This window comes from Janthinobacterium sp. SUN118 (assembly GCF_030397695.1).
Taxonomy (GTDB): domain Bacteria; phylum Pseudomonadota; class Gammaproteobacteria; order Burkholderiales; family Burkholderiaceae_D; genus Janthinobacterium.
The window spans coordinates 68062-81975 of record NZ_JAPUBV010000001.1 but is presented as its reverse complement, the minus strand read 5'-3'; the positions used below and the strand labels follow the sequence as shown (position 1 = coordinate 81975).

Annotated in this window: 16 protein-coding genes; 9 read left to right on the top strand and 7 right to left on the bottom strand. The window is 61.7% G+C overall.

Annotated features, from left to right (window positions below; genetic code table 11):
• Positions 1–5: 5 nt before the first annotated feature.
• The 4 genes from O0880_RS00355 to O0880_RS00340 form a co-directional block, all read right to left on the bottom strand.
• On the bottom strand, positions 6–167 hold the full coding sequence (locus O0880_RS00355; protein WP_156894640.1) for a hypothetical protein: 162 nt from the start codon (positions 165–167) through the stop codon (positions 6–8).
• Between the two features lie 64 nt (positions 168–231).
• A complete protein-coding gene (locus tag O0880_RS00350; RefSeq protein ID WP_071321713.1) occupies positions 232–513 on the bottom strand; it encodes a hypothetical protein in 282 nt (93 codons plus the stop codon).
• Between the two features lie 9 nt (positions 514–522).
• On the bottom strand, positions 523–2424 hold the full coding sequence (locus O0880_RS00345) for a ferrous iron transporter B (RefSeq protein ID WP_289884438.1): 1902 nt from the start codon (positions 2422–2424) through the stop codon (positions 523–525).
• 2 nt (positions 2425–2426) lie between these two features.
• Complete coding sequence (locus tag O0880_RS00340) at positions 2427–2711, bottom strand: FeoA family protein (RefSeq protein WP_071321711.1); 285 nt, start codon at positions 2709–2711, stop codon at positions 2427–2429.
• A gap of 412 nt (positions 2712–3123) precedes the next feature.
• On the opposite strand from O0880_RS00340, the gene O0880_RS00335 reads away from it, so the two are divergent.
• Both O0880_RS00335 and O0880_RS00330 read left to right on the top strand, forming a co-directional pair.
• Entirely contained in the window at positions 3124–3339 is a 216-nt protein-coding gene (locus O0880_RS00335; RefSeq protein WP_071075208.1) for a (2Fe-2S)-binding protein, read from the top strand.
• Between the two features lie 16 nt (positions 3340–3355).
• A complete protein-coding gene (locus tag O0880_RS00330; RefSeq protein ID WP_289884437.1) occupies positions 3356–4057 on the top strand; it encodes an energy transducer TonB in 702 nt (233 codons plus the stop codon).
• A 202-nt stretch (positions 4058–4259) separates the two neighbouring features.
• On the opposite strand, the gene O0880_RS00325 is transcribed toward O0880_RS00330, so the two are convergent.
• Positions 4260–4940 (bottom strand): Fe2+-dependent dioxygenase, encoded by a 681-nt coding sequence (locus O0880_RS00325; RefSeq protein WP_289884436.1) that lies wholly within the window; start codon positions 4938–4940, stop codon positions 4260–4262.
• Positions 4941–5361: 421 nt separating this feature from the next.
• Between O0880_RS00325 and bfr the strand changes: the two genes are divergently transcribed.
• Positions 5362–5838 (top strand): bacterioferritin, encoded by a 477-nt coding sequence (gene bfr / locus O0880_RS00320; RefSeq protein ID WP_289884435.1) that lies wholly within the window; start codon positions 5362–5364, stop codon positions 5836–5838.
• A gap of 180 nt (positions 5839–6018) precedes the next feature.
• On the opposite strand, the gene O0880_RS00315 is transcribed toward bfr, so the two are convergent.
• Positions 6019–6633, bottom strand: coding sequence for a glutathione S-transferase N-terminal domain-containing protein (locus O0880_RS00315; protein WP_289884434.1), 615 nt, complete (start codon positions 6631–6633; stop codon positions 6019–6021).
• A 278-nt stretch (positions 6634–6911) separates the two neighbouring features.
• Between O0880_RS00315 and purB the strand changes: the two genes are divergently transcribed.
• From purB to O0880_RS00285, 6 genes are all read left to right on the top strand, one after another.
• Entirely contained in the window at positions 6912–8291 is a 1380-nt protein-coding gene (gene purB, locus O0880_RS00310; protein WP_289884433.1) for an adenylosuccinate lyase, read from the top strand.
• Positions 8292–8476: 185 nt separating this feature from the next.
• A complete protein-coding gene (locus O0880_RS00305) occupies positions 8477–9001 on the top strand; it encodes a cytochrome b (protein ID WP_046684510.1) in 525 nt (174 codons plus the stop codon).
• A gap of 42 nt (positions 9002–9043) precedes the next feature.
• The gene (locus tag O0880_RS00300) at positions 9044–9598 is read left to right on the top strand and encodes a YceI family protein (RefSeq protein WP_071321705.1); all 555 of its coding nucleotides are present in this window, start codon (positions 9044–9046) and stop codon (positions 9596–9598) included.
• A 135-nt stretch (positions 9599–9733) separates the two neighbouring features.
• Positions 9734–10309, top strand: a complete 576-nt coding sequence (locus O0880_RS00295; RefSeq protein ID WP_289884431.1) for a YceI family protein — start codon at positions 9734–9736, stop codon at positions 10307–10309.
• 175 nt (positions 10310–10484) lie between these two features.
• Positions 10485–10754, top strand: coding sequence for a GlsB/YeaQ/YmgE family stress response membrane protein (locus tag O0880_RS00290; protein WP_071321703.1), 270 nt, complete (start codon positions 10485–10487; stop codon positions 10752–10754).
• 306 nt (positions 10755–11060) lie between these two features.
• Complete coding sequence (locus tag O0880_RS00285; RefSeq protein ID WP_289884430.1) at positions 11061–13214, top strand: S46 family peptidase; 2154 nt, start codon at positions 11061–11063, stop codon at positions 13212–13214.
• 82 nt (positions 13215–13296) lie between these two features.
• Here O0880_RS00285 and O0880_RS00280 read toward each other — a convergent pair whose 3' ends face one another.
• Positions 13297–13872, bottom strand: a complete 576-nt coding sequence (locus tag O0880_RS00280; protein WP_289884429.1) for a hypothetical protein — start codon at positions 13870–13872, stop codon at positions 13297–13299.
• Between the last annotated feature and the right edge of the window lie 42 nt (positions 13873–13914).

The following is a 13914-nucleotide window of genomic DNA, read 5'->3' as shown; positions in this document are numbered from 1 at the left end:
CAGGGTCAGCGCGCCGGCACGGGCGGCAAGGCCGCCACCGCCAGCAAGGCAAACGGTCCGAGGCACAGGCCGATGCCGAACCACAGGCCGCCGTGGCGGCCGCGCCGGCTGGCCAGCAGCCAGGTGGCGACCGCAAACAAAAACATGAAGATCAACAGTATCGCCATTGCCACTCCTTGCCATGCGGAAAGCCAAGTGTAGCCCACGGGCGCGCCCGTGGCCAGACCTACATCAATCCTGGCGCTGCACCTGCATCAGGATCACGCGCTTGCTGCTGCCGTCGGACGGCGGCGTGGCGGACGGCGGTGGCGGGCTGTCGCAGGAGCCGCAGGAACCGCAGCCGCTGCCGCAACCCGGCGCCACCTTGAACAGGGTCGACATCTTCGCCTCATCGAGGCCGCAGCGCACCAGGCCACGCACGATGGCGCGACGCACGCCGGCCGGCAGGTACTTGGTCGAGAAGTGCAGCAGCGCGGCGGCGACGATCAGGGCGACAATCAGGGTTTGCCACATGGCTTTCTCCTAGGCGCCCAGCAACAGGGCGAGACGGTAAGTGATGAACGAGGCGGCATACGCCAGCGCGAACATGTAGCCGGCCATCAGCAGCGGATAGCGCCAGCCGCCCGTCTCGCGTTTCACCACGGAGAGGGTCGACAGGCACTGCGGCGCGAAGACATACCAGGCCAGCAGCGACAGCGCGGTGGCCATCGACCACGAGTGGGCGATCAGCGGCTCCAGCGTGGAGGCGAGCGCATCGCCCGTTTGCGACAGCGCGTACACGGTGCCCAGGGCGCCGACGGCCACTTCGCGCGCGGCCATGCCCGGCACCAGCGCGATGCAGATCTGCCAGTTGAAGCCGATCGGCGCGAAGATCACTTCCAGGCCGCGGCCCAGGATGCCGGCCAGGCTGTAGTAGATCGGCGGGTGGATCGCGTTGTCCGGCGCGCCGGGGAAGGTGCTGAGGAACCACAGGATGATCATCAGGCTCAGGATGATGGTACCGACGCGCGTCAGGAAGATCTTCGCGCGCTCCCACAGGCTGACGGCCAGGTTGCGCAAATGCGGCCAGTGATAGGCCGGCAGTTCCAGCAGCAGCGGCTGGTTGCCGCGCACGCCCATGCCGCGCTTCATGACCCAGGCCACGGCCATGGCCGAAATGATGCCGGCGAAATACAGGGCGAACAGCACCAGGCCTTGCAGGCTCAGGTAGCCCCACACCTGGCGTTCGGGGATGAAGGCGGCGATGATCAGCGCATACACGGGCAGGCGCGCCGAGCACGTCATCAGCGGCGCGATCATGATGGTCACCAGGCGGTCGCGCGGGTTCTGGATGGTGCGCGCCGCCATCACGCCGGGGATGGCGCAGGCAAAGCTCGACAGCAGCGGGATGAAGGCGCGGCCCGACAGGCCCACGCCGCCCATCATGCGGTCCAGCAGGAAGGCGGCGCGCGGCAGGTAGCCGCAGTCTTCCAGGCTGAGGATGAAGAAGAACAGGATCAGGATCTGCGGCAGGAACACCAGCACGCTGCCGACGCCGCCGATGATGCCTTCCACCAGCAAGCTTTTCAGGTGGCCGTCGGGCATGTTCGCCGTCAGCAAGGCGCCCAGGTGGCCCACGCCATCCGTGATCATCTCCATCGGCGTCGCGGCCCAGGCAAACACGGCCTGGAAGATCAGGAACATCAGCACGGCCAGGATGATGGGGCCGAAGACGGGGTGCAGCACCACGTCGTCGATTTTTTCCGTCAGGTTGCCCTTGTCGCTCGTGTCATTGCTGACGGCGGCCAGGATGCGGCGCACTTCGCGCTGGGTCTCTTCGACGGAGACGGCGTCGATGGCCGCCAGCGGCTTGGCTTCCACGACGGGCAGCGGCAGCATGGCGTCGATGGCATTGAGCAGGGCTTTTTCGCCATCGTGCTGCACGGCGACCGTCTCGACCACGGGCATGCCCAGTTCGGCCGACAGCCTGGCCGTGTCGATCAGCATGCCGCGCTTGCGCGCCACGTCCGTCATGTTCAGCGCCAGCAGCATGGGCAGGCCCAGGCGCTTGACTTCCAGCACCAGGCGCAGGTTCAGGCGCAGATTGGTGGCGTCGACGACGCAGATGATGGCGTCCGGACGCGGATCGCCGCGGCGCAAGCCGCCCACGACGTCGCGCGTGATCGCTTCATCGGGCGTGGTGGCCGACAGGCTGTAGGCGCCCGGCAGATCGAGCAGGCGCACGGGTTTGCCGGCGGGCGACGTGAAATGGCCTTCCTTGCGCTCGATGGTCACGCCGGCGTAGTTCGCCACTTTCTGGCGCGCGCCCGTCAGGCGGTTGAACAGGGCGGTCTTGCCGCAGTTCGGATTGCCCAGCAAGGCGATTTGTGGCTGATGCGGCGGCTTGTGCAGGCCCGCATCGGCGATAGTTTCTACAGCACCCATAATTATTCCGGTTGAATCAGCGGTTGAATCGTAATCAGCGCCGCTTCGAAGCGGCGCAGGGCGAACGTGGCATTGCCGACCTTGATGGCGAGCGGGTCGCCACCGGGAATGCCGCGCTTGAGCATGCGGATACGTTCGCCAGGAACGAATCCCAGCTCCATCAAGCGACGGGCAAGGTCGACGCCGTCCTCCGTCTGTCCTGCCGCGTGGGGCGTGATCTTCAACACGGTGCCGCTCTGGCCGACGGCCAGCGCGTCGAGCGTCATCAAGGGTGGAACTAGAGTCATGAGCAAATTCCGTTCAGATTAAGAACACCTGATACCAGCTGCCGCGCGTAGCGCCCTGCACTGGCTCAGGTTTGTAAGGCAAGGCGCAAGCTGTTGCGCATTACCGACAAGCGGCCTTTCCGTATGTTCAGACGGCGACCGTCCGAGACAATACCAGCATTATAAACATGAATGCGAATTGTTTTTATTTAGCCCGGAGAGCCGCCCCTGCCAAGGGCTGCGTCATTCGCGCAGACAGCCAATCAACGCACCGCGCCAAGTCGCCAAGCGCCGCACGCTTGATCAAAATCGCTTGCATTGTCCTGCACTTTGCGCGACAATGAAACGTAATGATAATGATTCTCATTAAAACACTAGCAATAATGCTTCACAGCACTAGTGTCTGTTCATCATCCAGCCAGAAGGTGTATCAATGATTGTATGTGTCTGCAACAACATATCTGATCGTGAAATCCGTCAAGCCGTCGATCTTGGCCTGTCCAGCATGGCCGAACTGCGCCGCGACCTCGGCGTGGCCACGTGCTGCGGCAAATGCCATACCTGTGCCCGCGAAGTGCTGAACGATCACCTGAGCGCCACCGTAGTGCTGCAAGAAACCGTATTGATGCGAGCTGTACTGACAAACTAAGAAAGTGATGAATGCCATGACGATGATGCCCCCGCCCATAACGGTGCAGGCCGTGGAACAATTTGCCGATTTCGACAAGAAACGCAGCAAATTCGCGCCGCTGATGGCCATCGTCGTCCTGCATGTCGCCGGTTTCTACGCGATCCAGAGCGGCCTGCTGAGCCGCGTCGTCACGGCAGCCATGCCGACCATCACCACCATCAGCATCATCGCCCCGCCGGCGCCGCCGAAGCCGCCGGCGCCCTCCGTGCCGAAGACCGTGGAACTGAGCGCCCCCGTGCCGCGCGCCATCATCCCGCCGCTGCCGCTGGTCGCCGTGGCACCGACCGAACCGACGATCACGCCGCCGCAGCCAACGCGCGCCGAAGCGGCGCCCGTGGCCACCGCCGCGCCGACGGCGCCATCGACACCGGCGCCTTCGCCACCGGCCCCTTCCGCGCCGCGTACCGTCAGCAGCGTGGAATACATCAAGGCGCCGCAACTGATCTACCCGAACCTGTCGCGCCGCCTGGGCGAAAGCGGCACCGTCGTGCTGCGCATCCTGATCAATGAAAAGGGTTTGCCCGAGCAAATCCTGGTCCACAAATCGACCGGCTACAGCAACCTCGATGAAGCGGGCCGCCAGGCCGCGCAGCGCGCGCTGTTCAAGCCGATGATCGAAAACGGCAAAGCCGTACCCGTGTACGTCCTCGTACCGCTGACCTTCCAGCTGAGCTAGCCCACGGCGGCCCCGCGCCGCTGCCAGCCCGCAAGCATCGCACCGAGTGCCTGCTTGCTTTTTTGCGCCCTGCTTTTTATACCGTTTTTAGTCAAGCGATTTGCTTGTTTCAGTCTGCCAGCCTACATCCCCGGGCCAGGCAGACTTTTTTTTGCCTATGCAAGGACGGCGCGCCCAGGCAACGCCGCCATGCGCGCTCGCGCTACATCTCCGCCCACATCCGCAGCAGGTTGTGATAGTGGCCCGTCAGCCCCACCGTCGCCGGCGAATCGCCGTGTTCTCCGCGCACGCTCTGGATATTCTGGTCGAGCTCGAACAGCATGCTGCGCTTCCAGTCCTCGCGCACCATGCTTTGCGTCCACAGGAACGAGCAGATGCGCTCGCCGCTGGTGACGGGCAGCACTTGATGCACGCTGCTCGACGGATACACGATCACGTCGCCGGCCGGCAGTTTCACTTCATGCGTGCCATAGGCATCGACCACCACCAGCTCGCCGCCTTCGTATTCGTCCGGTTCGCTCAGGAACACGGTCGACGAGACGTCGGCGCGCATCGACTGCATGCCGTTTTTCGGCGTGCGGATGGCGCCGTCGATATGCAGGCCATAGTGTTCGCCGCCCGCATAGCTGTTGAAAAACGGCGGCAGGATGCGCAGCGGCAGCACGGCCGCAAAGAACAGCGGGTTGGCCATCAAGGCGCGGCTGACGATCTCGCCCAGTTCCAGCGCCAGCGGCGAGCCTTCGGCCAGCTGGCGGTTGCGCTTGACCTGCGCCCCTTGCGCGCCGACGCTGGAGCGCCCGTCGACCCAGTCCGTCTGCGCCAGGCGCTGGCGAAACTGCGTCACCTGTTCCGGCGTCAGCACGCCGGGTATATGCAACATCATCGTGCTATCCCTTTCGAAAAAATCGCTGCCTGATTATCGCACCGCCAGCGCGGCCCCAGAACAGCGAAAGGCAAGAAGCACGCAAACATTTTCCCATCTTGTCACGTGGGCGCAGCGGATCGCCGAACATGCAAAAAAGACAGCATGAACGCGAATGAGAATGGCCTTCATTTGCCTTAACAAATAAAAAACGGAAAAGTGTGGCAATCCACTTGAGAATGGGTTTTATTCGCACGATATTTACGTTAAAAAGACGGAAAAACACCGTTTTGCAGCAGAAATCGCCGACATTTTGCGCTATCATGCGGGCATAGCGAGACCGGCAACATGCGCGCCACCAGGCAGCCCTGCGCCACCCGGCAGTGGCCGCCAGCAGCCTCCGGTTTCATCATCGAACGCAACACAGAACAAAGGAAATCCCATGAAGGGCGATAAAGAAGTCATCCGCTTGCTCAACGCACAGCTCACCAACGAACTGTCCGCCATCAACCAGTACTTCCTGCATGCGCGCATGTACAAGCACTGGGGCCTGGAAAAGCTGGGCAAGAAGGAATACGAAGAATCGATCGGCGAAATGAAACACGCGGACAAGCTGATCGACCGCATCCTGATGCTCGACGGCCTGCCTAACCTGCAAGCGCTGCACAAGCTGCTGATCGGCGAGAACACGCCGGAAATGCTGGAATGCGACTTGAAACTGGAGCGCGCCGCGCACGCCACCGTCAAGGAAGGCATCGCCACCTGCGAAAAAGCCGGCGACTACGTCTCGCGCGATCTGTTCCTGATGATCCTGGAAGACACGGAAGAGCATATCGACTGGCTGGAAACGCAGATCGACCTGATCGCCAAGGTCGGCATCCAGAACTACCTGCAGAGCCAGATGGCCATCGAAGAGTGATAACACCTGGCAAAACCTACTGCGCGTCGGCATAGGCGGCCTGCGATGCTCACCGTACGAAAGTACGGTTGCGCTTCTCGGCAACCTCTTCCTTCCGCTCGCTACGGTTTTGCCAGGCGTCGCAATCTCTATGGTGAAATAAAAAAACCGGCAATTGCCGGTTTTTTTACGGCCGTGCCTTTACTGCGGCACGGTGTCCTTGAACGATTGGCGTTCGGACAATTTGTCGAACAGGCGCGCCAGCGCGGGGTGATCCGTGCGCCAGTCGATTTCCGGGAAACGGAAGCTGAGCCAGCCCAGCGCGCAGCCCACGGCCACGTCGGCCAGCGTGTAGTTGCGGCCGGCGCAATAGGCGCTCTCGCCCAGGCGCGTCTCCAGCGCCGCCAGGCCCAGGGTGATCTTGGCGAGCTGGCGTTCGATCCAGGCCGCGCTTTGCTGCTCGGGCGGGCGCTGCGTGCGCTCCAGGCGCACCAGCACGCCCGCATCGAGGATGCCGTCAGCCAGCGCTTCCCAATTCTTGATGTCGGCCCGCTCGCGGCCATTGCCGCCGGCAGGCAGCAGCTTGCACACGGGCGTGAGCGTATCGAGGTATTCGACGATGACGCGCGAATCGATCAGCGCGCTGCCGTCTTCCATCACCAGGCAAGGCACCTTGCCCAGCGGATTGGCCTGGGCGATGCGCGTTTCCGGCACCCAGACGTTCTCCAGCTCGAAGACATAGTCGAGCTTTTTTTCCGCCAGCACGATACGGGCTTTGCGGACATACGGGCTGGCGAGGGAACCGATGAGTTTCATAGACACTTTATGGTAAAGGAGCAGCAGCCAGTATAGCATCGGCGGCAGCGGCATTTGGCAGCGCGCGCCCCGCGCGCTCCACGGTGTGGCAGGCACGCCGCATCGGCGCCCGATTCTGCGGAAATGGGGGCCGCCAGCGGCCGACGGACGGCTGGCAACGCGCCAGCGGTGGTAAAATCGCCCTTTACTGTGGCGCCGTCAGTGTTGCTGTATTGAAATAGCCCTGCCCTCCCCGCGCGCCACACGCCAACCGTTTCTTTTAACTTGCGTCCGCTCTCATGACTTCTACTACTCCGTATTCCACGCTGTCGGCCCTGTCTCCGCTCGACGGCCGCTACGCCAGCAAGACCGATCTGCTGCGCCCGATCCTGTCCGAAGCCGGTTTCATGCACCACCGCGTGAAAGTGGAAATCTCCTGGCTGCAAGCGCTGTCGCAAGCCGGTTTCGCCGAGATCCAACCGTTCTCGCCAGCGGCCAACGCCCTGCTCGAGAAGATGGCCACCGAGTTCTCGGAAGCCGACGCGGCCCGCATCAAGGCCATCGAAGCGGTCACGAACCATGACGTCAAGGCCGTCGAATACTGGCTGAAGGAACAGGTCGCGGACGTGCCGGAACTGGTGGCGGCGTCGGAATTCATCCATTTCGCCTGCACCTCGGAAGACATCAACAACACCTCGCACGGCATGATGCTGAAAGCGGCCCGCGACGGCGTGATGCTGCCGGCACTGAACGGCCTGGTGGCCAAGCTGACGCAGATCGCGCACGACAATGCCGACGTGCCGATGCTGTCGCGCACGCACGGCCAGACGGCCAGCCCGACCACCCTGGGCAAGGAATTCGCCAACGTCGTGGCCCGTCTGCAGCGCGCCGTCAAGCGCATCGCGCAAGTGGAAATCCTCGGCAAGATGAATGGCGCCGTCGGCAACTACAACGCCCACCTGTCGGCCTACCCGAACTTCGACTGGCCGGCGTTCTCGCAAGCCGTCATCGAACAGCGCCTGGGCCTGGTATTCAACCCGTACACCATCCAGATCGAGCCGCACGACTACATGGCCGAACTGTTCGACGCCTTCGCGCGCGCCAACACCATCCTGCTCGACTTGAACCGCGACATCTGGACATACGTCTCGCTGGGCTACTTCAAGCAGAAACTGAAAGCGGGCGAAATCGGCTCGTCGACCATGCCGCACAAGGTCAACCCGATCGACTTCGAAAACTCGGAAGGCAACCTGGGCCTGGCCAACGCCGTCCTGAAGCACCTGTCGGAAAAATTGCCCGTCTCGCGCATGCAGCGCGACCTGACCGATTCGACCGTGCTGCGCAACATCGGCGTGGGCCTCGGTTACACCTTGCTCGCGTATGACAGCTGCCTGCGCGGCCTGAACAAGCTCGAAGTGAACCACGCGCGCCTGGCGCAAGACCTGGACGCGACGTGGGAAGTGCTGGCCGAGCCCGTACAAACCGTGATGCGCCGTTACGGCATCGAAAATCCGTACGAGCAGCTGAAAGAATTGACGCGCGGCAAAGGCATCTCGAAAGAAGCGATGCAAACCTTCGTCAACGGCCTGGCCATCCCGCAAGATGCCAAGGACGTGCTGCTGACCATGACGCCGGCGAACTACATCGGTATCGCCGCGCAGCTGGCCAAGGCCATCTAAGCAGTTTCCACATCGGGATCAGGCAGATCCCCTCCCGCGGGGCGGCCAGCACACAAATGCTGGCCGCCCCGCGGTTTTTCCGGCAGTCTTTCTTGTAGAATCTCCAGCACGCAGCGCAATTTGCTTTTCTTTGGTATATTAGGCCGAATTAGTCCTAACACGTACTACTTTCAAGAAAGCCGTCGATGCAACGCTACACCACCACCGCCATCATTCTGCACTGGCTGACCGCCCTGCTGATCATCAGCGCCTTTGTCATGGGCCTGGTCATGGTCGACATTCCCGGCCTGACGCCCACCAAGCTCAAATATTTCTCGTGGCATAAGTGGCTGGGCGTGACCGTGCTGGCCATCGCTGCCATCCGCTTGCTGTGGCGCAAGGCCAATGTGCCGCCGCCGCACCCGGCCAGCATGGTCGCCTGGCAAAAGAAGGCGGCCGACGCCATGCACGTGCTGCTGTACATCCTGATCTTCGCCGTGCCCGTTTCCGGCTACCTGTACACCTTGGCCGCCGGCGTGCCGGTAGTCTACCTGGGCCTGTTCCAGCTGCCCGTCATCATGGCGCCGAACCCCGAACTTAAGCCGCTTTTAAAAGAGATTCATTATGTTCTGAACATGACCATGGCCGCCGCCGTGGCCGCCCATGTGCTGGCGGCGCTCAAGCACCAGTTCATCGACCGCGACGGCGTGCTTAAACGCATGCTGCCTTGACGTCCACTTCCCCTTGCTCACTGAAACTCCAGGAAAAATAAGATGAAAAACACCCAACGCATCGTCCTCGCTTCACTGCTGGGCCTGTCCGTGGCCGCCACCGCTGCCACCCTGCTGAAAGTCGATCCCGCCAAGACCAGCGTATCGGCCGTCTTCAAGCAAATGAATGTGCCGGTGGAAGCGAAATTCAAGAAATTCAATATCGCCATCGATTACAACCCGGCGACGCCGGACGCCTCGAAAGCGTCGGTGGAAATCGACACGGCCAGCATCGATATCGGCGATCCGGAATACAACAAGGAAGTGGCCAAGAAAGAATGGTTCAACTCGGCCCAGTTCCCGAAAGCCACGTTTGTCTCGAGCAGCATCAAGGCGGCCGGCGCAGGCAAGCTGACGGTTACCGGCAAGCTGAACATCAAGGGCAAGGCCACCGACGTGACCTTCCCCCTGACGGTGAAAGCCGACGGCGGCAAGTACACGTTCGACGGCGCCCTGCCGATCAAGCGCCTGACCTACAACATCGGCGAAGGCGAGTGGAAAGACACGAGCATGGTTGCCGACGAGGTCACCATCAAATTCCACGTCGCAGCACAGTAAGGCCCGGGAAAACGTCCATGGCGTTGCTCTTGCCTGGCCGTCCGTTCATGCGGCCTGCGGCAAGGCGCCTGGTCCTGAACGTTTTTCAGGCCTGACCAAGCACACCCCTACCACCTGTTCAACTATAGGATCTGCATGAAATTTTCGCACTTGATGATCGCCGTGCTGGCAGCCGCCGGCGCCGGTTCGGCCATGGCCGCCACCGACACCTACAACCTCGACCCGACGCATACCTTCCCCAGCTTTGAAGCCGATCACATGGGCATGTCCGTCTGGCGTGGCAAGTTCAACAAGACCAAGGGTACCGTCACCCTGGACCGCGCCGCCAAGACGGGCAGCCTGGACCTGGTGATCGACGCCGATTCGATCGACTTCGGCCTCGACGCCATGAACACGCACGCGAAAAAAGCGGACATGTTCAACGTCGAAAAATTCCCGGAAATCAGCTACAAGAGCAAATCGTTCAAGTTCAATGGCGAACAGCTGGTGGAAGTCGACGGCGAGCTGACCCTGCTGGGCGTGACCAAGCCCGTCAAGCTGAACGTGAGCAAGTTCAAGTGCATCATGCACCCGCGCTACAAGCGTGAAGTGTGCGGCGCCGATGCCAGCGCGGAATTCAAGCGCAGCGACTTTGGCCTGAACTACGGCATGCCGGCGTTCTCGCCGGAAGTCAAACTGGCGATTCAGGTGGAAGCCATCAAGGCCGACTAACGGTCTGGTCCACTCGCCTTGCCGCATGACAAGCCCGCCTCGCTGCCCGCAGCCAGGCGGGCTTTTGCATGCGCAGCGCGAATCCGCTGGACTTTTCTATCGTGCGGCATCAGTATCAGCTGTCATGATGTTTTTCTGATATGGCAAACCACTCATCCATCGCGCGGAGGATTACATGAATTTCATTATCTGGATCGTTATTGGCGGCGTCATCGGCTGGCTGGCCAGCATGGTCATGAAAACCGATGCGCAACAGGGCATCTTCCTCAATATCGTGGTCGGCATCGTCGGCGCCTTCCTCGGCGGCTGGCTGCTGGCGCCGCTGTTTGGCACGGGCACCATCAATAGCGACAATTTCAGCCTGTCTGCGCTGCTCGTCTCGTTCCTGGGCGCCGTGATCCTGCTGGGCATCGTCAATCTTTTACGTCGTGGAAAAATCCGCTGAGTCCTGACTCGCCGTTCTTCTCGGGATGGCCGGGCCGCGCAAGCTCCCGGCCATTTTTATTGCTGCCAGGACAATTGTATGGACAATACCACAGTCGCGGCACGAGAAAATGCGCGCTGGCGGCCCGTTTTCACCCATGGCGCACTGGAAACTGTGGTAACTCTGCCATATATGTCGACCATGCCTTGCGGAAAATGTGATTGACTAGTGCGAGTTCGATACGGATACTCTATATCGCCCGCTGAGAAAAACACTGGGTACGCACGCTGATTCCGACTTCCCACCATGTAAAAGACAAGAACTCGAATGAAAAAATCTCTAATCGCGCTCGCCATCCTGAGCAACTTCGCACACGCCGATGAAGGCATGTGGATGCCCCAACAGCTGCCACAAGTAGCCAAGGAATTGAAAGCGGCCGGATTGAAACTCGATCCGACCACCCTGACCAAGCTGACCGAATTCCCGATGGGCGCCATCGTCAGCCTGGGCGGTTGCTCGGCCTCGTTTGTTTCGCCGCAAGGCCTGGTTGCCACCAACCACCATTGCGTCTACAACAGCGTGGCGGTCAATTCGACCAAAGAGCGCGATTTGCTGGCCAACGGTTTCCTGGCCAAGACCTTCGCTGAAGAATTGCCGGCCGCCCCAGGCAGCCGCATCTTCGTCACCTCGGCCGTGACCAACGTCAGCGACAAGATCATCACGGCGGACGTGGCCAAGCTGCAAGGCAAGGCACGCATCGACGCCATCGAGAAAAACCAGAAAAAACTGGTGGCCGAATGCGAAAAAGAAGCGGGCTTCCGCTGCACCGTGTCGAGCTACTACGGCGGCCTGGAGTTCTACCTGATCAAGCAACTGGAAATCCGCGACGTGCGCCTGGTGCACGCGCCGCCAGCCGGCGTGGGCAAGTTCGGCGGCGACACCGACAACTGGATGTGGCCGCGCCACACGGGCGACTACGGTTTCTACCGCGCCTACGTCAGCAAGGACGGCAAAGCTGCCGACTTCAGCAAGGACAACGTGCCATACCAGCCAAAACACGTGCTGAAACTGGCCAAGGATGGCTTGAAAGAAGGCGATTTCGTGATGGCGCTGGGCTACCCTGGCCGCACCAACCGTCACCGCCTGCCATCGGAAGTGGCGTTCACGTTTGATTGGAACTACCCGGCCTTCGTGAAAGCGTCGGGCGAAACCCTGGCCATCATCGCGCGCGAAACCAAGGACAACAAGGATGTGGCCCTGAAATACGCGGGTCAGGTCGCTGGCGTGAACAATTACTACAAGAACCGCCAAGGCATGCTGGACTCGTACGCCGGCAGCGACTTCCTGGCGCGCAAGACGACGGAACACGAAGCACTGAAAACCTGGGTCAACGCCAATCCTGCCCGCAAGGCGGAATTTGCCGGTGACATCGAGCAAGTGGAAAAGCTGATCGCCGAGCGCGATGCCGATACCAAGCGCGATTTCTTCCTCGGTTACGCACAGCCACGCCTGCTGAACACGGCACGCAGCCTGTACCGCCTGTCGAACGAAAGCACCAAGGCCGATACGGAACGCAAGTCCGGCTACCAGACGCGCGATTTGCCGCGCCTGTCGTCGGGCATCACGTCGGTCGAGCGCACCTACGATGAAAAAGTCGACAAGGCGCTGGTACTGAACAGCCTGACCAAGTACGCCGCGCAATCGGCAGCACAACGCCGCGCCAGCTTCGACGCCGCCATCGGCATCAAGGATGGCATGTCGCAAGCCGACCTGGCCGCCGCTCTGGACAAACTGTATGCCGGCAGCAAGCTGGCCGACAAGGAAGAGCGCGCAGCATGGCTGAAACGCACGCCGGCTGAATTCCAGGCCAGCAAGGACAGCTTCATCCAGGCCGCCGTCGCCATGTATCCGGACTCGCTGAAAAACGAAGCGGAAGAAGAAGAACTGGCAGGCAAGATCCAGCAGGCGTACGCCAACTACATGAAAGCCAAGATCGCCTTCATGAAGAGCAAGGGCCAAGCCGTCTATCCTGACGCCAACAGCACCCTGCGCGTGACCTTCGGCAAAGTGGCTGGCCGCGACCATGGCGCCGATGGCACCACCTGGACCGCATTCACCACCGTCAATGGCGTCGTTGCCAAAGCCACGGGCGAAGGCGAGTTCAATGCACCAGCGAAACAACTGGCCGCGATCAAAGCCAAGGACTTCGGTAAATTCGTCGATCCGAAGCTGAAAACCGTGCCGGTCGACTACCTGGCGACCCTGGACATCACCGGCGGCAACTCCGGTTCGGCAGCCCTGAACTCGAAAGGCGAATTCATCGGCCTGGCATTCGACGGCACGCTGGACTCGATCATCTCCGATTGGGACTACAACAAGGCCAACACCCGTTCGATCCAGGTCGACCTGCGCTACATGCTGTGGAACATGAAACACATCGACCACGCAGACAACCTGCTGAAAGAAATGGGCGCCGAGTAATTGCCTGACAACAAAAACTAACAAGCCCGGCAACGGGCGCGTTTCACCTGAGCCACTCCCCCCGGGAGTGGCTTTTTTTCGCCTAGCGTTTTACCTTGGAAAACAGGTAGGGCACGGCTTGCTCCGCGCCAAACACCTGCACGCGACTGCTTCCCAATGGCAACATCACGCGCCGGCCCTCCTGCAGCAGCAAGGCCAGGTCGGCGCCGGGAAAGCGCTGCGCCAGTTGCGCATGCTGTGGCGGGGCGAGCGCGTGGGCGGGAATGACGATGCGGTAATCGCCGTCGCCGAAGTCGAGCAGCAGGGCCGGCGCCTCATCCGACCCTGGCCCCGGCAGCGCCGTGATGCGCAAGCGCGTAGCCCCCTTGACGAGCTCGAGCGCCGTCCACACGGGCAAGTCGCGCGCCACGCGCCCGGCCTGCGCGCGCGGCGCCCGCTGTCCGCTGGCCGACGCCAGGCGCACGTCGGCCCGCGCATCGGCCGCGGCGTCATCGACGGCCAGCAGCCAGCCACGGTAACGTATCAGCGCGCCCTGCCCCAGCGCCGTGACGGAACCGCCGTCGGGCACCGGCACGGATGCGGCCGGCAAACGCAGCGGCGCCGCCTGCGTAGCCAGGCTGATGCACAACACCATCGCCGCTGCCAGCCTCTTGCGCATGCCGCCTCCGCTTGCGTGTATGCGCTATTCATAACACAAGTT